Origin of the sequence: Sulfurimonas denitrificans DSM 1251 (assembly GCF_000012965.1) — a bacterium.
GTDB classification, from domain to species: Bacteria; Campylobacterota; Campylobacteria; order Campylobacterales; family Sulfurimonadaceae; genus Sulfurimonas; species Sulfurimonas denitrificans.
In genome coordinates, this window is sequence record NC_007575.1 from 973,522 (window position 1) to 992,448 (window position 18,927).

The window sequence follows — 18,927 nt, forward strand, 5'->3', positions numbered from 1 at the left end:
ATCATAAAATCTTTTAAAATTGTAACTACAGGATTTTATGATGTTTGAATACGCAGTCGTTGGCTCTGGAATAGGCGGTAGCTCCATTGCATCTTACTTGAACTCTAAGAAAAAAGATGTTGCACTATTTGAAAAAGAGCCATATCTTGGAGGGTGTAGCTCAACTTTTAGACATAAAAATTTTAACTATAACACAGGTGCTACAACTCTTAGCGGGTATGAAGATGGATTTGTTGTAAAAGAGATGTTTGACTCTATTGGTTTTAGTCCAAAACTTATACAAACAGATCCAACTATTGTAGTTATTCAAAATAAAAAAGCAACACCACGCTATAAAGATTTTGAGAAGTTTTTAAACGTCTTAGAGACAAACTATCCTCATCCAAAAAATAGAGAGTTTTGGGCTCTGATACATAAAATAAATAGCGATTTTTATAAGCACAATGGACACTACTACTCAAATAAAAATCTATTTTCAAAAATTTGCTCATTAGCTAGCTTTACTCCATTAGGCTTATCGTTTTTTAAATATTTAGCAGTAAGTGCATCTCATTTTATAGATGATTTTTTTGGTGGCATTGATGAAGAGTATCTGCAATTTTTGGAGTCTCAAATTCTCATAGTAGCCCAAGCTCCAGCAAAAGAGATAAATTTTCTAACAGCAGCACTCTCTCTTGGTTACACTTTTAATGTTAACCACTATGTAGTTGGCGGTTTTAGCCGTCTATTTGATGATATGACTAAAAATATAAAAAATATTTATAGAGATAGTGAGATACTAAGCATCGAAAAAAAGAGCGATAGTTTTGAACTTTATACAAAAGATGAAATTTTTAGGGCTAAAAAAGTGATTTTAAACTCCACAGTTTATGATAGTGCAAAGCTCTTTAGTGATGCCAAAATTAAAGAGTACTATAAATATTACGAAAAACTAAACAACAATCAAAGCTCCTTTATGCTCTACTTAACCATAAAGAGTGAGCAAAAATTTCACCACCATTATCAACTTATTCAAAAAGAGAAGTTTGCAAATACTCTCTCTTGCGCCCTTTTTGTGTCGTTCTCAGATATAGATGATTTGAATCTCGCTCCTAGTGGACACTATAGCATCACGGCTTCTATTCATACAAATGTTCAATTTTGGCAGAATCCACAAACATATAAAGCACAAAAAAAAGAGCTTAAAAATCTGCTTTTAGATACAATTTTAAATCAACTCAGCATTAAAAAAGAGGAAGTTATTCAAAGCTTTGCAGCAACTCCAAAGAGTTTTAATCGCTATCTAAATCGTTCACAACTTGGAGGAAATGCAATCAGTATGGAAAATTTTCTACCATTTCTACCATCAAACGATACTAAAATAAATGGACTTTACAATGTCGGAGATAGTGTTTATGCAGCGCAAGGATGGCCTGGCGTTATGCTTGGTGTAAAAAACTTACAAAGACTCTTACATGTATAGTGTAGCACTCCACATAAAAACAGAAGATTGGTTATATATCTTAGCCATAGGGATTGTTTTTGCAATGGTACTCTCAAGCTTAGGTTATGGGCTTTTTGAGTTCTCACTTCTTGATGGTGCTATTTTTGGAGTTATTTTAGGTTTTAGCATAACTATTTTTTCACTTATTTTTGTATCAAATATGAACAAGATAATATTGCCAAATGTAAAAGAGTTTTACTGGCTGCCGCTTTCTATTTTATTCTCTTTTTTGTCTGGATTTTTGGGAACTTATTTTGGTGTATATGTAGCCCAAAATATAAATATTGAAATTATCCCAGCATTTAAAAACACTCTTAGCACTATCTCTGTTGCAATTGGGATTTTGACATATATTATTGGTGCACTTTTGTATAGATTTGTAAAAATGAGAAATCAAAAAGATGTGATAGACAAAGAGTATGTTCAAAGTCGCCTTCGCTCACTTGAGACGCAACTAAATCCTCATTTTTTATTTAACGCACTAAACTCAATCGCCGAGTTAATTCATCAAGACCCACAAAAAGCGGAGATGGCGGTTTTAAAACTATCTTCATTCTTGAGAAATAGTATGAACGAAACAGCACTTCTTAATTTAGGAGATGAGATTAGTAATCTTAGTGACTATGTAGAACTTGAAAATATTCGCTTTTCTCAAAAAATAAAACTACATGTACAAAGAGATATACCTGCATGTAAAGTGCCAAAATTTTCTCTTCAGTTACTTGTTGAAAATGCCATAAAACACGGCTTTAAAAACTTAAATGTAGATCTTAATATTTGGATATCTTTTGATGAGAGGACAAAAACACTCATCGTTAGAAATGATGGAGATAAGATGAAATCTACAAAATTTGGAGTAGGGCTTAACAACCTAAAACAGCGTATAGAGCTGTTGTGCGGAGGAAGTATTAAAGTTGCAAATAGTGAGGAAGTGACTTTTCTTATAATTTTAGGAGATTGCAGTGAAAATATTAATCGTTGATGATGAAGAGTTAGCTAGAAAAAGGTTGATTCGTATGCTTTTAACTCTGAAATATACAGAGGTACAAGAGGCTTGGGATGCAGATGAAGCTAGAGAGATTTTTAAGAAAGATAGCTTTGATATAGTTTTTTTAGATATAAATATGCCTCGTGTAAGTGGCATAGAGTTAGGTTATGAGTTGAAATATTTGAACCCAGATGTTGGCATAATATTTCAAACAGCCTACGAGGAGCATGCTCTGAAGGCTTTTGATATTGGTGCGGTTGCCTATCTTGTTAAACCTTATAGCATCGAGCAGCTGCAAGGCTCTATTAGACGCATAAAAGCTCCTTTAATCCAAAAGAGAGAGTTTAAAATTTTAAGTAAATTTGGAGATAGCTATCTGCTTTTAAAGCCTCAAGAGATTTATTATGTCAAAGCTGATTTATCTGAGGTAATGTTGCGAACTAGCAAGGGGTTTTCTTATTATGGAGAAAAGATTTCTAATCTACATGTAAAGCTGGAGAGTTTTGGTTTTATTCAGATTCACCGTTCATATCTTATAAACAGCAATGAAATCAAAGATATACAAACCATAGAGCAGAGCAAACTGCGTTTTTCATTTAAAAATAGCTCTGATACCATAGAGTCTAGTAAAGATGGAGCAAAAGCTTTTAGAGAAAAATTTGCCTTTTTATAGGAGAAAAAAAATGAGAGTAGTACTAAGTATAGCAGGGTCTTGACCTTTGCTTAACAATACTAAAGCTAATGATAATCGATTAATTCTGTTATTAAAATTCATATTTCATTTTATCTTTTAGCACATAACGAGTTACTTAGTTAAGTAATCAAATAATATGATTTTATATCACACCTAGTTTTCTCAAAAGAATATCTATCTTTCGTGCTATAGCACTTTTACTAAGCCCATCTTTGAGCATTTTATGAATCATTTTTACTTCACCTTTTTTAAGCACTTGTCTCCTTCCAATTTTTTGAAAAAAGACTTTAACAAAATTAATTTGTTTCTTTAAGCTTTTGGTTGTAAAAACTACTTTTTAGCAGCTTTTCATACTGCCTATTTTAACTCCGCCGTTGACATTTAACTCTTGTATCTTGCTTCATCCTCAAAAAGCGAGTCATTATGACATCACGGGAAAAGCATATCTCACAAACAATAGAAAAATTGACAAAGAAGTGGACTATGACACTTTTAACATAAGTCAAAGAGAATCAAAATTTGTGATGTATGTACTTGATGCACTAGAAGATGGCGAGATGAACCAAAGTGAGGTTTTATCCTATCTTGAAAAAGTGAAGTTTTTAAGTGAGTATAAAGTAGGGCAGAAAAAAGCTATCAAATGGCTCCAAGTGTGGGGAGATAAAGGCAAATGGATATATGAGCAAAGACCAAGTGAAAAAAATGCAATTTTCTATCGACTAGAGAGCGAAGCTGAAAAACTTGCCAAAGTTCGAATTAAGACCAATCGAAGAGCTAAAACTTTTTTAAATTATGAATATATACAAAGAATTGGAGGAAAAATATGTTTGAAGATCTTGAAAACACATTAAAAGATATTAGAAGTGAACTAAGCCTTTATAGATAACTTTTTGCATTAAGCATGACAACATTGAGCACAAAAAAGCAAGTTGCAAAATTTTTGGGTGTATCTACATCAACAGTATCAAAATATATCGAAGATGGTCGTTTCACAGAGGAGATAGACTATTTTTATAACCATGATGGTAAAGAGGAGTTTATCCCAGAGGGAATTATAAAATTCAAGCAAGAGTTGAAGCACCGTAAATATGAGGTTAAAAAAGTAGAAAAAACTTTAAATCCAATTGCCTCAAAATTTTTGAATAATCGAAAGGTTGTTTCAAATGGCTAAAAGTATCAAATATGTTTATGGCGAACTAAAATTTACTATCAAAGAGCAATTTGGTCATTGGTATTTGGATTTTTATTTGCCATCTGGAGAAAGGCAAAGAGGTACGACTAAGCTACGAGCAACTGCTGAAAATCTCAAAGTCATCAAACGACAAGTAATTCCTGATATTTACGAAGGATTAGGAAAAGAGCCTATTGGTATAGAAGAGGAGGCTAAAACTTGGACACTACAAGATTTTGCAGAGGAGTTTTTTGAGTTGCAAAAAACACAAATCAGACCACATACTTTGGAACGAAATATTATGCACTATAATAATCATATCGCACCATATTTTGGCAAAAGAGAACTAGGAAGAATTACACCTTTAGAGATAGAAAGATGGCAAAATCAACTTTTGCAAAAGTACAAACACCTAACGGTTCAAAAGTTTCGATCTATTTTGTTTTCTATCTATGATAAAGCGCTTCATAATGATCTTGTTTTAAAAAACCCACTAGAAAAAGTAACGGCACCAAAAGTGCAAAACAATATCAAAATAGAAGAGATTAATCCATTTACCGAAAAAGAACTCAATCAAATCATAGAACATGCAAATGGATATATGAAAAATTTTATTAAACTAATGGCAGCAACAGGTATGCGACCAGGGGAAATCATTGCTCTAAAATGGAGTGATATAGACTTTGAAAAAAGAACCATAAAAGTAGAAAGAACTAGGCTTCGAGCTAAAAAAGGAGAGGATATAGTTGATGGGCTAACAAAAATAAAGTCCAGTAACCGTTTTGTTGATATGCTCAATGCAACTCATGATTCATTGATGGCTCAATTGGAGCTTACAAGCAATAGTGAGTACATCTTTTTAAATCAATCAAATATGCCATTTTATAATCACGATATCATCGGAGTAAACTTTAGAAAAATCTTAAAGCAAAGCGGTGTAAAAGCCAGGCCTCTGTATAATTTAAGACATACTTTTGCCTCTCAGATGATTAGTAAAGGGGCAGATATAACTTGGGTTTCTAAGATGCTAGGTCATAAAGATGTTTCAATCACACTTAAAATTTATACAAAATTTATTCAAGAAGATGATGAAACGAGATTGAAAAAAATCGCTCAAATGGACAAGTTTATGGTCAAGTTTGATAATAGCGATGATAAGAATACCGATAAATAGGGGTTTAGAAAGTGCAGATACGAGTTTATTACGAATAGGCTACTTATACTTTTTTTATAGAAAAAGCCTTTAAAAAAGGGTTTTTAACGTTTTCAATTTCTTTTACTTTCTCTATTTAAGATCTAATTTTGGAGCGAAAATAGAGCGAATGGTCTTTAACATATCTCGTGTAGCTCGTGCATATATTTTAGACTATATTAAGTTTTATTCAAATATACTTCTCGTGTAGCTCGTGCATATATTTTAGATTATATTAAGGATTAAGCTTGAAACAACTCTCTCTTGATATTTTACAGATTTTAGCTTCAAATGTTGATACTTACATATCTCGTAGCGATATAGAAAATAAATTAGAAAGAGTTTCTAAAAGGGCTATTTTAAATGAGTTAAAACTTCTTCTTACTCAAAAAAGAGTCAAAATTGTTGGACAAAGTTCACAAACAGCATATAAAATATCAAATGCTTATTATGAAGAGTATCCGGAACTTCTTTATATCTATCAAAATCAAATTTTAGTTGGTTATCTTGGATTTAATTATCAAGCTTACTATTTTACTTACGACACCAACTATTTAACTAGTGGCAAATATATCGCGAAATTTCAAATGCCCTTTAGCTTAGAAACATTTGTTCAAGAATCATGTTTTATAGATTTTGAAGAGTGTCTTCCAGAGGGGATTGATAGAAAAATATTGATTGATAAAGTTGGAAATGCCACAGAGTTTTTTTTATTGGCTCACAATGACTATAGTAAAAATGATTTGATTTTTTCTTCTAAACCTCTAATATTTACAGGAGAGCTAAGAGCTCAAAGTTATCTAGTCAACAAAGAGAAAATTCTAGGTAAAAACAAATTTCCAAATATTTTAAAGTATGACATAGATATTGATGATATTTCACTTTTTCCTACTCTTCATATGGATGAAACCGAAGAATTAAAACATGTACGAACCATGAGTTTATCTGGTTATCAGCACAAACTTCAAGTGGTGGTTGATGGGGATACAATCAGAACTCCAAAAAACGGTGAGGATGCAAACTTTTTTATAAAGCCATATGACCCTATAAAGGCTGATGAGAATAGTGAATATTACTTTCCACATATCGCTATCAATGAACATCTTCATATGAGTTTTGCTAAAAATGAACTAGGCTTTGATGTTCCTATGAGTGGTATTTTTAAAAGAGAGAGAGACAGAGAGTATCACTACTTTATAAAGTATTTTGATAGAGTTGGAAGCTATAAATTTCAAAGAAAAGAGTTTTCAACTTTTATGGGATTAAATAGTGACAACAAATATAAAACAAGCTCTGAAAAACTTTTTGAAACTGCTGCAAAAATATTTCCAAGAGTTAGTGATAGACTAAGAATGTTAGAATACTATTTTTACTCTTTTGTAATCAGACATGAAGATATGCACACCAAAAATATATCTGCAATATATGACAATGACAAAGTTTTTATAGCTCCTTTGTATGATATAGCAAGTACAGGGTTTTATAATGGTATTAGAAATTTTGAATCACATCTGACTATCAACGGCAAACAAACAAATATAAGATACAACGACTTTTTGAAACTTGTAAGCAAAGCAAAGGTAGATAAAAACGATTTTAAAGAAACAGCTTCAAAGATAGTAAAAGCTTATGTGCAAAAGATGCCAACTTACATCAAAAAAATATCAAAACTTGAAAATATCGAGTTTTTTATAAAAGAAAAACCAAATGCACAAGATAAAAAAGTCAAAATCAAATCACAAACAATTTTAGTTCTTGTAATGATGAAACATTATGAAAATAGATGCGAAACTCTAAAACAAAATGGCTGGTTTGAAAAACTTAGTATTTGAAAATCTTTGTTTGGCAAGTTTGACAGTTTGGCAAATAGTTTTTTTCTAAAAATTATGAATACCTATAAAGATATTTATAAAAAGGAAGAAAACAATGAACGATATAAACCCAACTACAGGCTTACCGATGTCAAGTGGTGGTATTGATGTAAGTGGTACACCTTATGGAAGCAACTCAGATAGTTTTGATGATGGAGCAAGTGAATCAGGCTATGATGGTTTCAATAATATTGCTAACTACTGGAGTTGGAAAGTTGATGTTGTTCTAATACTTTCTGTTATAGCTATTAACATTTATGTATTTAATAGTTGATATTGTATTATTTTTATAATACGACAAAAAACTCTTGACAATCAAATTTTCATCTGATATACTTCTAGAGTTAATGTATTATTATATGAATGATACAAAAAATACAAGGTGTATAGGTGAAAATAAAACTAAACGACATAGCCGAGATAAAAACTGGACTTGTGCTTAACAGAAAAAAAGCTGATATGAGCAAGGATCAAAAGTTATATTATAGTGTTGTATCTCTCAAGTCTTTTAATGAAGATGCCGTCTATGATAATACTTTTGCAGATGAGTTTATCTCAAATGAGCAAATCAAAGAGGATTATCTAGTAAAACAAGGCGATATACTCTTAAGACTTCGAGAACCAAACTTTGCTGTATATATAGATAAAGAGTACGAAAATCTTATCTATCCATCTTTGATGGTTCGAGTAAAAATTCAAGATACTAGACTTGATCCACATTTCATAGCTCATTATCTTAATAGCACTATTGTCAGAAGAGCTTTATCTACAGAGCTATCAGGTACAACGATACCTATGATAAAAGTGGCAGATGTAAATAAGATAAAAATACCGCTTATAAACCTAGATAAACAAAAAAAGATAGTAGAATACTTAAAACTTGCTCATCAAGAAAACGAGCTTTTACAAAACCTAATAAACCAAAAACAAAAATATTCAAAAGAGATATTTGAAACATTAGCATTACAAGGAGAATAATTAAATGCAAAAAACGACTCAAAGCACAATCAACAATGTAGTATGGAAAGCTTGCGATACATTCAGAGGTACGATGGATGGAAGTGATTATAAAGATTATGTTCTTACAATGCTATTTGTGAAGTATCTTTCTGATTTTTACAAAGAGAAACTTGACCTTCTGAAAGCAGAGTACGGTGATAAGACGGATAGAATCGAAGCAAAGCTAAAAAGAGAAAAATTCAGACTTGATGAGAGTTGCACATTTGATTATTTGATTAAACACAAAGAGGCTCCAAACCTTGGTGAGATAATGAATAAAGTGCTTGAGAGAATCGAAGAGGACAATAGAGATAAACTAGAAGGTATCTTTAGAAGCATAGACTTCAACAACAAAAACAAACTAGGTGACACTAAAGAGAGAAATACAATACTCAAAAATCTTATTGAAGATTTTAGTGACACAAGACTTGATCTAAGACCTTCAAGGTTAGAGGGCAATGATGTCATCGGAGATGCTTATGAATATCTTATCTCACACTTTGCAAGTGATGCTGGAAAAAAAGGTGGAGAGTTTTATACTCCAAGCGAAGTATCAACTCTTTTAGCAAAACTAGTTGAACCAAAAGAGGGAGAGATGATCTATGACCCTACATGTGGTTCTGGTTCACTCCTTATAAAAGCATCAAAAGAGATAGGAAGTAAAAACTTCCGTCTTTATGGGCAAGAGAAAAACGGACAAACTCAAGCACTTTGTAAGATGAATATGTTTTTGCATGAGATAAACGATGCAGTTATCGAGTGGGGAGATACTATAAGAAATCCACTACATCTACAAGATAATCTTCTTAAGACTTTTGATGTCGTAGTAGCCAACCCACCGTTTAGCCTTGATAAATGGGGTGAAGAGATTGCCTCTGATGATAGCTTTGGAAGGTTCAAATATGGAACACCACCAAAAAGCAAAGGGGATTATGCTTTTGTATTACACATGATAAGCTCTCTTAATTCTCATGGGAAAATGGGAGTTATATTACCTCATGGGGTACTCTTTAGAGGAGCAAGTGAAGGGAAAATCAGAGAAAAACTAATCGAGCAAAACTTACTTGATACAGTTATTGGACTTCCTTCAAATCTCTTTTTTGGAACTTCAATCCCTGCATGTATTTTGATATTCAAAAAAAATAGAGTTCATAATGATATTCTTTTTATCGATGCAAGTCGTGAATTTGAAAAAGGGAAAAATCAAAACAACCTTACAGATGAGCATATAGCAAAGATATTTGATACTTATAAAAATAGAAGTGAGATAGAGAAGTACTCACATGTAGCGACACTAGAAGAGATACAAGAAAATGACTATAACCTAAATATCCCTAGATATGTAGATACATTTGAAGAAGAGGAAATCATCGATTTAGATGCTACCAAAACAAATATAGCAACTATTGAAATTGAGTTAGTAGAGATAAAATCTAAAATGAATGGGTATCTAAAAGAGTTGGGGCTATAAGATGAAAAAAGATATTGAACTACAACACCACCAAACATTTGAAGAGATAAAACAAATAGACAAAAATGGCAATGAGTTTTGGTATGCAAGGGCTTTAGGAAAACTTCTTGATTATACAGATTTTAGAAACTTTACAAAAGTAATAGACAAAGCAAAAGAAGCTTGTGTAAATAGTGGTTTTGATGTAAATGATCACATCGTTGAAGTCAACGAGGAGATAACACACGGAAAAGGTGCAAAAAATAGCTATCCATCTTTTGCACTTTCACGATATGCATGTTATTTAGTTGTACAAAATGCAGACCCAAGTAAACCAGTAGTAGCAAGTGGGCAAACATATTTTGCTATACAAACCAGAAGACAAGAGCTACAAAACGATGAAGCATTTGCACAGCTTAGAGAAGATGAAAAAAGGGTGTTTTTACGAAATGAACTTAAAGAACATAATAAACAGCTAGTAGAAACGGCACAACTTGCAGGGGTTGAGACTGATTTAGATTTTGCGATATTTCAAAATCATGGATACAAAGGTTTATATGGTGGACTTGATGCAAAAGGGATACATGAGAAAAAAGGACTAAAAAAATCTCACAAAATCCTTGACTACATGGGAAGTACAGAACTAGCAGCCAATCTATTCCGTGCTACACAAACAGAAGAAAAACTAAAAAGAGACAATATCCACGGCAAAACAAAAGCCAACCAAACCCACTATGAAGTAGGCAAAAAAGTAAGAGAAACTATAGCTGAACTAGGCGGAACTATGCCAGAGGATTTACCAACTCCAAAAGAAAGTGTAAGTAAGATAGAAAAGTCACACAAAAGCCTTGAGGACAAAAAGTCATGAGTGAAATCAAACAAGGCTATAAGCAAACAAAAGTGGGGATTATTCCTGAGGATTGGGAGGTTGTGAAAATCAAGGAAGCAACAAGTTATGTGGATTACAGAGGTAAAACACCAATTAAAACGGGAAAAGGGATTTTTTTAGTTACTGCAAAAAACATTAAACAAGGTTTTATTGATTATGAAGCTTCTTCAGAATTTGTATCTGAAGTAGAATATCATGAAATCATGAAAAGAGGAATGCCAAAAATTGGTGATATTCTTATTACAACAGAAGCACCATTAGGTAATGTTGCACAGATAGATAAAGAAAATATTGCCTTAGCACAAAGAGTTATAAAGTTTAGAAGTAAAAAGAATGTTAAAAATGATTTTTTGAAGCATTATTTTTTAAGTAATAGATTCCAATCATATTTATATAGAATGGCAATTGGAACAACAGTTTTAGGAATTCAAGGTAAAGAACTCCATAATATGTCTATCGTACTCCCACCCCTAAAAGAGCAAGAAAAAATAGCCCAGATTTTGACAACTTGGGACGAAGCCATCACTAAACAAACCGAGCTTTTAGAAGCAAAAGAACTACTTAAAAAAGCCCTTATGCAAAAGCTTTTAAGCGGTGAAGTTCGTTTTAGTGGATTTAGTGATGAGTGGGAAGAAGCTAGGCTTGATAAACTTGTATTTTTTCAAGAAGGTCCAGGAGTGCGAAATACACAGTATCGAAAAAGTGGTGTGAAGCTATTAAATGTAGGGAATCTAAATAACAATACTTTAAATCTTAGTTCAACTGAAACTTATATAAGTGAAGAAGAGGCTTATGGGGCATATAAACATTTTTTAATTGATGAAGGAGATTTATTAATATCGTGTTCAGGTATTAATTCTGAAAGTTTTAAAAAGAAAATAGCATTTGCTAAAAAAGAAGATTTGCCTTTATGTATGAATACAAGCACAATGAGATTTAAAAACTTGAAAAATAAATTACTCTTGGAATATTTATATTTTTTCTTTCAAACTTTATTTTTTGAAAAACAAGTTTTTGGGGTTTTAACAGGTTCCGCACAATTTAATTTTGGTCCAACTCATATTAAGTGGTTTAAAATCAAACTCCCAACACTTCCAGAACAACAGAAAATAGCCGAAGTTTTAAGCGTTGCTGATGATGAGATAAATCAACTCAAAAGTGAACTTGAAGAACTAAAACTACAAAAAAAAGCACTTATGCAACAACTACTAACTGGACAAGTGAGGGTTAAGGTGTGAATAATCAATTTAAAATCTTTAATGAAAGTATTAGATTAACAACTAATCAGGAAAATGATGCAAAAATAAAATATGATGGGGTAGCTAAGACTTTACATAACTATTATTATACTAATGCATATAATGGAAGTAGTAAGTTTTTGTTTGGTTCTTATAAGAAAAAAACAAATATTAGACCTTTTACAGCTCTACAAGATGTTGATTTAATATTTAAAATGCCAAGTAGTGAATTTACTAAATATGATAATTATACAAGTAACGGACAATCTGCATTATTAACAAAAATAAAAGATATTTTGAAAGATACTTATACTACAACAGATACTATAAAGGGTTGGGGAAAAGTAGTATTAGTAAAATTTGCTGAGAATACTCATAATATTGAAGTTTTACCTGCATGGGAAAATGAAAATGGAACTTTTACAATACCTAATACTGAAAATGGCGGGAGTTGGGAAGAATTTAACCCAAGAAATGATTTAAACATTTTTAGTACTTCAAATAATTTAACAGCAGGAACTACTTCAAAACTTACAAGAATGATAAAAAGTTGGAAAAGAAATACTTCCTCTTTAAAAATAAAATCATTTGAATTAGAAAATTACATTATTGATTTTTTAAGTGAAAATAATGATGAAGATTTGAATGATTCAGAATTAATAAGAAGCTTTTTTGAATATTTAATTGATAATGTAGATGAAAATAATAAATCTTTTGTTCAATCTGCTTTAAATCGTTCAAATAAAGCAATAGATTTTGAATCAAAAGGTAGATATTATAAGTCTTGTGAAGAGTGGAGAAAAATTTTTGGAAAAAAATTTCCCAAATGGAAAGATAGTATTAGATTTAAGTCCTTGGATGAAGATTATTCTTTTAGTGAAGAGTACATTGAAGATTTATTTACACAAAAATTAGATCCTAATTATAAATTAAAAATAGGATGCACTGTAACTCAAAAAGGCTTTCAGCAAAAAACACCATTATTAGAATTATTAAAAAAATATATTTTAATACCTCAAAAAAGATTAGAATTTTATATCCAAAACAATACTGTTCCAAAGCCATATAGTGTTTATTGGAAAGTTAGAAATTTTGGAATTGAAGCTAAAAATGATTTGAGAGGTGAAATCACTCTTGACGATGGTTCAGAAACTAAAATTGAAAATACAAGATATAAAGGTGAACACTATGTTGAATGTTACATTATAAAAGATGGAATTTGTGTAGCAAGAGAAAGAGTTGACATCCCAATAAGTAAGGAAGAATAATGGACAATAATAACTTTGAAATAATTAAACAAGCATTAGGTAATGTGATTTACACACAAAAAACACATGAAATGGCAATCACAAGGAAAAGTAATTATGTTACTTGTATTAAATGGTTAAATATAATCTTGGTGGGTATTGTATTTTTTGTACTTTTTTTACAAATTTTCAATCAAGATGATAAAGATTATTTGTATGCTGGAATTTTTTTTACTGTTATTGAAGCTCTTTTTTTAATTTTTCAATTAAGCTTTAATCCTGAAAAAGAGGTATTAGAACATAGAAATACGGCAAATAGATTATGGTTAATGAGGGAAAAGCATTTAAATTTATTAACTGATATAAAAAATGAGATTTTTGATTTTAATCAAAATGCTATTAAAAGAGATGAGCTAACTAATGAATTAAATGAAATTTATAAAAATGCTCCTAGAACAAATAGTGATGATTATGAAAAAGCTTCTAAAGCATTAAATGGAAATCAAAAACCAAAAGCCGATGAAGATGAAATGATTAATTTTCTTCCTAAAAATCTTCAAAGTTAAGAGTTGACAAATGAAACTACAAATTAACGAATCACAAAACATAGAGTTTAAACAAACTTGGAGAGATGAGTATATCAAATGGCTTAGTGCATTTGGCAATACTGACGGTGGGAAGCTATATATCGGTGTGGATGATGATGGCGGAATCAAAGGCATCGACAATGCCAAAAAACTACTTGAAGATATACCAAACAAAGTACGAGATATCTTAGGCATCATGGTAGATGTCAATCTTTTGCAAGATGAAGATAAAGAGTACATTGAAATTATCACTGATAAATACCCATATCCTATAAGCTATAAAGGTTCATATTACTACAGAAGTGGAAGCACAACACAAGAGCTAAAAGGTGTTGCACTTGATAAGTTTTTACTTAGAACACAAGGCAAAACTTGGGATAGTGTGCCAGTACCTTATTTTGGAGATACAGATTTAGACCCTTATGCTTTTAAACTTTTTAGAGACAAAGCCTCTAAAAAGAAGAGAATAGATCCTGAACTTTTAAAAGAGAGTGATGATGTTTTAGTAGATAAATTGAGACTGCGAGAGGGTGATTATCTCAAGCGAGCGACTGCACTACTTTTTGCAAAAGAGCCTATGAAATATGTCATGGGGAGTATGATCAAGATAGGATACTTTAAATCAAACACTGATTTAGTCTATCAAGATGTGATAGAGGGTAATCTTTTTGAGCAAGTAGATAAAGCTATTGAACTAATCTTTACAAAATATCTCAGTGCTTTTATAACTTATGAAGGTATTCAAAGGGTGGAGAGCTTTCCTATTTCAGAATTAGCATTTAGAGAAGCTCTTATCAATGCAGTTGTTCATAAAGATTATAGTTCACAAAACAGCATCCAAATAAGTGTATATGATGATAAGCTTCTCATGTGGAATGCAGGAGATTTACCGCCACACTGGACTATAGATACACTTTTGCGAAAACATACATCCGAGCCACATAATCCTCTAGTTGCTTATCCTTTTTTCTTAGCTGGTTATATAGAGTCTTGGGGAAGAGGAATAGAAAAAATCATAGAAGAATCACAAAAGTTTAATGGCATTACTCCACAATTTAGATGGGAAAATGGTTTGTGGGTGGAATTTTATTTTAATAATACCCCTAATAAAATAGAAAATACTGAAACTAGGGTAAAAGCTAGGGTAAAAACTAGGGAGAAAATTTTGGAGCTTATTAGTGTGAATCCAAATATTACCAATCAAGAGTTGGCAGATACACTAGAACTTACTGTTAAAGGTATTGAGTGGCAAATTAAAAAACTAAAAGAAGATGGTAAGCTTGAAAGAATTGGCGGTGCGAAAGGCGGACATTGGGAGATTTTAAAATGAATGATAACATTACACTTGAACAAGTAATACAACAAAACTGTATCAATCTTTTAAGCCATAAAGAGTTTGGATATAAGTTTATAACCAAAGAAGATAATCTTATTTTTAGAGAAAATAAAACCTCCACCGTGCTTTTAAAAAAGATGCTTATAGAGAGACTTTATGCCTTAAATAGCTATGAGTACAAAGGGCAAAACTATAAGTTTAGTGCTAATAATATAGCCAAAGCAGTTGAAGACTTGGATGTATCTTTAAATGAGGGATTAATAGTAGCAAATGAGAAAATCACCAATCATCTACTTTTAGGTACTAGTTACGAAGAGAACCTTGATGATGGCACTAAAAAAAGTTTCTCTTTTAGATACATCGACTTTGAAAACATTGAAAATAACCACTTTTTTGTAACAGAAGAGTTTATAGTGGATCGTGCTAACCAAAACGAAATTACAAAAACTAGAAGACCTGATTTGATGGTGTTTGTAAATGGCATCCCACTAGTGGTAATTGAGCTAAAAAAATCAAGTCTAAATTATGAAAATGGTATCAAGCAGCTTGAAAAAGAGCAAAAAAAAGATGAAATACCGCATCTGTTTAAATATATCCAACTAACTATTGCAGCAAATAGTAATGAAGCTAGATATGGAACCATGGGAACACCTTTAAAGTTTTATAGCTTGTGGAAAGAGGAAGAGAGCGAAAAGGCAAAAACAACTCTAAAAACGATGATACAAAATAGAGAAGTAACTAGTCTGGACCTTACTTTATTTGCGCTTTTATCGAAAGATAGGCTGTTAAGACTTATAAGACACTATATTTTATTTGATAAAAAAGTAAAAAAAGTGAGCCGTTATCAACAGTTCTTTGGAATTGAAAAGACACTTAAAAGAGTAGAAAAGATAACAGATGGTATAAGAGCTGGTGGACTTATCTGGCATACTCAAGGAAGTGGTAAATCTCTGACAATGGTAATGCTTACAAAACTTCTAAAATTAACTTACACTAATGCAAAAATCATAGTAGTAACCGATAGAGTTGATTTGGATGAGCAGATTCATAAAACTTTTGAAAATACTGACATCAAAGCAGGAAGAGCAAGTAGTGGAAGTGATTTGATAGAAAAACTTCAAAGCGGTATAAGTGTGATTACAACACTTGTACATAAGTTTGAAAAGGTAAGAAACTCAAAAACTGTTATCAATGATAACAATGTATTCGTGCTAGTAGATGAGTCTCACCGTACTCAAGGTGGAGATTTGCACAATGCTATGAAAAAAGCTCTACCTCTTGCTTGTTATCTTGGATTTACAGGAACACCACTTCTTAAAAAAGAGAAAAATAAAAACAGTTTTTTAAAGTTTGGTGGTGAAATACATAGATATACCATAGATGACGCTGTAAAAGATGGAGCAGTTTTACCATTGCTCTATGAAGGAAGGCTTGTAGATCAAGAGGTACTTAGTCCGGATGGATTGGTGCGAAAGTTCAACATGATCGCAAGAGAGTTAAGTGATGATGCAAAAAGAGATTTGCAGCACAAATGGGCGAGGTTTCAAAAAGTTGCATCAAGTGAGCAAAGACTTGAACTAATAGCACTAGATATTAATGAGCACTTCAAAAAAACTTTAAAAATGTCAAATAGTGGATTTAAAGCGATGTTTGCGACAAGTAGCAAGTATGAAGCTATAAAATATCATGAGATTTTTGAAGAGTATGGAGATATACGAACTGCTTATGTAATTTCAAGCAATGAACATGAAGAACTAGATGGTGGAAATAAAGAATATGTGGCAAAAGCATGGCAAGAGACTATCAAAAACTATGGAAGTGAAGAAGAATATCTAAAATATGTAAAAAATGAATTTATTCATGGTGATGAGATAGATTTACTGATTGTTGTAGATAAGCTTTTAACTGGTTTTGATGCCCCAAGAGCAAGTACGCTTTATATAGATAAACAACTAAAAGAACATAACCTTTTACAAGCAATTGCAAGGGTAAATAGACTTTATGATGGAAAAGATTATGGGTATATTGTTGATTATAGAGGGCTTCTAGGAGAACTAGACCAGGCTTTGACAAATTATGCTTCACTTGATGGCTTTGATCCAGAGGATTTGACGGGAGCTGTAGTAGATGTAAGAAGTGAAATAGCAAAAGCTAAAACTTATTACACCCATTTAGAAGACCTTTTTAGTGATGTTAAATTCAAAGATGATTTAGAAAGTTATGTAGTTGTATTAGCAGATATTCAAAAAAGAGATGATTTTAAAGAGTGGTTATCACACTTCTCTCGTGCTTTTAAATTAGGACTTTCTAGTGAAAAAATCGATGACATTTTAAGTGAGAATGAAATCAAGCTATACAAGAAAAAAATCAAATTTTACAATGAACTCAGAAAAGTAGTGCAGCTACGATATCACGAAACTTGTGATTTTGGAAAATATGAAGAGCAGATGCAAAAGCTACTTGACACCTTTGTAAGTGCCAAAGAGGTGAATGAGCTTACAAAGCTTGTAAATATCTTTGAAACAGAGTTTGAAGAAGAGGTGCAAAGGGTTGAGGGTAAAAGTGCAAAAGCAGACACAATTTTGAGTGCTGTAAGTGCTGTTGTAAAAGAAAAAATGGAATCAAATCCAGCATTTTATAAGTCAATTGCCCAGCAAATAGAAGATGTAATCAATGAATATAACGCTAAAAGACTAAGCGAAGAGGAAAAATTAGCAAAAGCAAAACAATTAAAAGACTTAATGACAGGTATGTCCAAACCAAATGAAGACAAATATCCAAAAGAGTTTGAAAATAAAAAAACTCTACTAGCTATATATGATAATTTAGGTGACATTTTGGGTAACTTAGAAGTTGTTGATTTTGAACTGATTGTTAAAAATTTGACTTTGAAATTTGATGAAATTTATTCAGGAGCTTCTAAAAAACCTGAATGGCATAAAAATAAAGATGTTGAAAATGAAATAACAAGTGCAATGGAAGATGTTCTTTGGGATATAGAGGATGAATATGATATATCAATCGAAAACAAAGAAAAAATTTATCAAACTATTAGAGGTATAGGGATAAGTTTTTATGCTTGAAAACATCCAAATTACTAAAAAAGATGTAAAAAATATCACTTTAAAAGTAAAACCATCTGGAGAAGTAATTTTAACTGCTCCAAAGATGACTAGTGATGAGCATATAAAATTTATAATCAAAAAAAGAGCCAAGTGGATTGAAAAAAAGAAAGAATTTTTTGCATCATTTCAATTAACAGAAAAAGAGTATGTAAGTGGCGAAGATTTCAAATATCTAGGTCGAAGTTACAGGCTGAAAGTAATTGAATCAAATAAAGAAACTGTTAAGCTTCAAAGAGGCTATTTAGAAATCTATGTTAAAAATAAAAATGATTTAAAACGAAAACAAAATTTGGTTTACGAGTGGTATTATGAAAAAGCATTGCTTCATTTTTTTAATATTTTGCAAGAGTTTAATAAAATTGTTAAACAAGAGATAAAGGATATAAAAATAAGACAAATGAAAACAAGATGGGGGAGCTGTAATTCTCATAAATCATATATCAATCTTAATATTGAGCTTATAAAAAAGCCAAAGATCTGTATAGAATATGTAGTTTTCCACGAATTGGTTCATTTACTTTATCCAAACCATTCTAAGCAATTTTACGATTATTTAGCTCTTTATATGAGTGATTGGGAAAAACGAAAAGAGATTTTAGAGAAAGTTTAATTTTTCAGCCCTCAAGAACTAGCAGAGTCGCTCCCGTCTTAGGGCTT

The 18,927-nt window shown here is 31.5% G+C and carries 17 protein-coding genes; all 17 read left to right on the forward strand.

Annotation, left to right across the window (positions count from 1 at the left end):
• The first annotated feature begins 40 nt into the window (after positions 1-40).
• The 17 genes from SUDEN_RS04895 to SUDEN_RS04980 all read left to right on the forward strand — a co-directional run bounded on the left by SUDEN_RS04895 (position 41) and on the right by SUDEN_RS04980 (position 18,880).
• Positions 41-1,462, forward strand: coding sequence for a phytoene desaturase family protein (locus tag SUDEN_RS04895; protein ID WP_148153535.1), 1,422 nt, complete (start codon positions 41-43; stop codon positions 1,460-1,462).
• A complete protein-coding gene (locus SUDEN_RS04900) occupies positions 1,455-2,465 on the forward strand; it encodes a sensor histidine kinase (RefSeq protein ID WP_011372564.1) in 1,011 nt (336 codons plus the stop codon). Before SUDEN_RS04895 ends, SUDEN_RS04900 begins: the two co-directional genes overlap by 8 nt.
• Positions 2,446-3,144, forward strand: a complete 699-nt coding sequence (locus SUDEN_RS04905; protein ID WP_011372565.1) for a LytR/AlgR family response regulator transcription factor — start codon at positions 2,446-2,448, stop codon at positions 3,142-3,144. Before SUDEN_RS04900 ends, SUDEN_RS04905 begins: the two co-directional genes overlap by 20 nt.
• Positions 3,145-3,689: 545 nt before the next feature.
• Entirely contained in the window at positions 3,690-4,016 is a 327-nt protein-coding gene (locus tag SUDEN_RS04910; RefSeq protein ID WP_158301040.1) for a hypothetical protein, read from the forward strand.
• Between the two features lie 59 nt (positions 4,017-4,075).
• Positions 4,076-4,336, forward strand: coding sequence for a hypothetical protein (locus SUDEN_RS04915; protein WP_148153539.1), 261 nt, complete (start codon positions 4,076-4,078; stop codon positions 4,334-4,336).
• On the forward strand, positions 4,329-5,510 hold the full coding sequence (locus SUDEN_RS04920; protein WP_011372568.1) for a tyrosine-type recombinase/integrase: 1,182 nt from the start codon (positions 4,329-4,331) through the stop codon (positions 5,508-5,510). Before SUDEN_RS04915 ends, SUDEN_RS04920 begins: the two co-directional genes overlap by 8 nt.
• A 266-nt stretch (positions 5,511-5,776) precedes the next feature.
• On the forward strand, positions 5,777-7,360 hold the full coding sequence (locus SUDEN_RS04925; protein WP_011372569.1) for a type II toxin-antitoxin system HipA family toxin: 1,584 nt from the start codon (positions 5,777-5,779) through the stop codon (positions 7,358-7,360).
• Between the two features lie 94 nt (positions 7,361-7,454).
• Positions 7,455-7,673, forward strand: coding sequence for a hypothetical protein (locus SUDEN_RS04930; protein ID WP_011372570.1), 219 nt, complete (start codon positions 7,455-7,457; stop codon positions 7,671-7,673).
• Between the two features lie 116 nt (positions 7,674-7,789).
• Positions 7,790-8,377 (forward strand): restriction endonuclease subunit S, encoded by a 588-nt coding sequence (locus SUDEN_RS04935; RefSeq protein ID WP_011372571.1) that lies wholly within the window; start codon positions 7,790-7,792, stop codon positions 8,375-8,377.
• 4 nt (positions 8,378-8,381) lie between these two features.
• Entirely contained in the window at positions 8,382-9,869 is a 1,488-nt protein-coding gene (locus SUDEN_RS04940) for a type I restriction-modification system subunit M (RefSeq protein WP_011372572.1), read from the forward strand.
• 1 nt (position 9,870) lies between these two features.
• Positions 9,871-10,716, forward strand: a complete 846-nt coding sequence (gene dinD, locus SUDEN_RS04945; RefSeq protein WP_011372573.1) for a DNA damage-inducible protein D — start codon at positions 9,871-9,873, stop codon at positions 10,714-10,716.
• Entirely contained in the window at positions 10,713-11,975 is a 1,263-nt protein-coding gene (locus SUDEN_RS11030) for a restriction endonuclease subunit S (protein WP_011372574.1), read from the forward strand. Before dinD ends, SUDEN_RS11030 begins: the two co-directional genes overlap by 4 nt.
• Positions 11,972-13,243, forward strand: coding sequence for a nucleotide-binding domain-containing protein (locus tag SUDEN_RS04960; RefSeq protein ID WP_011372575.1), 1,272 nt, complete (start codon positions 11,972-11,974; stop codon positions 13,241-13,243). The genes SUDEN_RS11030 and SUDEN_RS04960 overlap by 4 nt, the downstream gene beginning before the upstream one ends.
• The gene (locus tag SUDEN_RS04965; RefSeq protein WP_011372576.1) at positions 13,243-13,788 is read left to right on the forward strand and encodes an SLATT domain-containing protein; all 546 of its coding nucleotides are present in this window, start codon (positions 13,243-13,245) and stop codon (positions 13,786-13,788) included. The genes SUDEN_RS04960 and SUDEN_RS04965 overlap by 1 nt, the downstream gene beginning before the upstream one ends.
• 10 nt (positions 13,789-13,798) lie before the next feature.
• Positions 13,799-15,139 (forward strand): RNA-binding domain-containing protein, encoded by a 1,341-nt coding sequence (locus SUDEN_RS04970; RefSeq protein WP_011372577.1) that lies wholly within the window; start codon positions 13,799-13,801, stop codon positions 15,137-15,139.
• Positions 15,136-18,228 (forward strand): type I restriction endonuclease subunit R, encoded by a 3,093-nt coding sequence (locus tag SUDEN_RS04975; RefSeq protein WP_011372578.1) that lies wholly within the window; start codon positions 15,136-15,138, stop codon positions 18,226-18,228. Before SUDEN_RS04970 ends, SUDEN_RS04975 begins: the two co-directional genes overlap by 4 nt.
• Complete coding sequence (locus SUDEN_RS04980; RefSeq protein WP_011372579.1) at positions 18,221-18,880, forward strand: M48 family metallopeptidase; 660 nt, start codon at positions 18,221-18,223, stop codon at positions 18,878-18,880. The genes SUDEN_RS04975 and SUDEN_RS04980 overlap by 8 nt, the downstream gene beginning before the upstream one ends.
• Positions 18,881-18,927 lie beyond the last annotated feature (47 nt).

Excerpts from the sequence above, each read along its gene's own strand:
- SUDEN_RS04895 (WP_148153535.1), top strand. The coding sequence starts at position 41 with ATGTTTGAATACGCAGTCGTTGGCTCTGGAATAGGCGGTAGCTCCATT.
- SUDEN_RS04900 (WP_011372564.1), top strand. The coding sequence starts at position 1,455 with ATGTATAGTGTAGCACTCCACATAAAAACAGAAGATTGGTTATATATC.
- SUDEN_RS04910 (WP_158301040.1), top strand. The coding sequence starts at position 3,690 with ATGTATGTACTTGATGCACTAGAAGATGGCGAGATGAACCAAAGTGAG.
- SUDEN_RS04920 (WP_011372568.1), top strand. The coding sequence starts at position 4,329 with ATGGCTAAAAGTATCAAATATGTTTATGGCGAACTAAAATTTACTATC.
- SUDEN_RS04930 (WP_011372570.1), top strand. The coding sequence starts at position 7,455 with ATGAACGATATAAACCCAACTACAGGCTTACCGATGTCAAGTGGTGGT.
- SUDEN_RS04940 (WP_011372572.1), top strand. The coding sequence starts at position 8,382 with ATGCAAAAAACGACTCAAAGCACAATCAACAATGTAGTATGGAAAGCT.
- dinD (WP_011372573.1), top strand. The coding sequence starts at position 9,871 with ATGAAAAAAGATATTGAACTACAACACCACCAAACATTTGAAGAGATA.
- SUDEN_RS11030 (WP_011372574.1), top strand. The coding sequence starts at position 10,713 with ATGAGTGAAATCAAACAAGGCTATAAGCAAACAAAAGTGGGGATTATT.
- SUDEN_RS04965 (WP_011372576.1), top strand. The coding sequence starts at position 13,243 with ATGGACAATAATAACTTTGAAATAATTAAACAAGCATTAGGTAATGTG.
- SUDEN_RS04970 (WP_011372577.1), top strand. The coding sequence starts at position 13,799 with ATGAAACTACAAATTAACGAATCACAAAACATAGAGTTTAAACAAACT.
- SUDEN_RS04975 (WP_011372578.1), top strand. The coding sequence starts at position 15,136 with ATGAATGATAACATTACACTTGAACAAGTAATACAACAAAACTGTATC.
- SUDEN_RS04980 (WP_011372579.1), top strand. The coding sequence starts at position 18,221 with ATGCTTGAAAACATCCAAATTACTAAAAAAGATGTAAAAAATATCACT.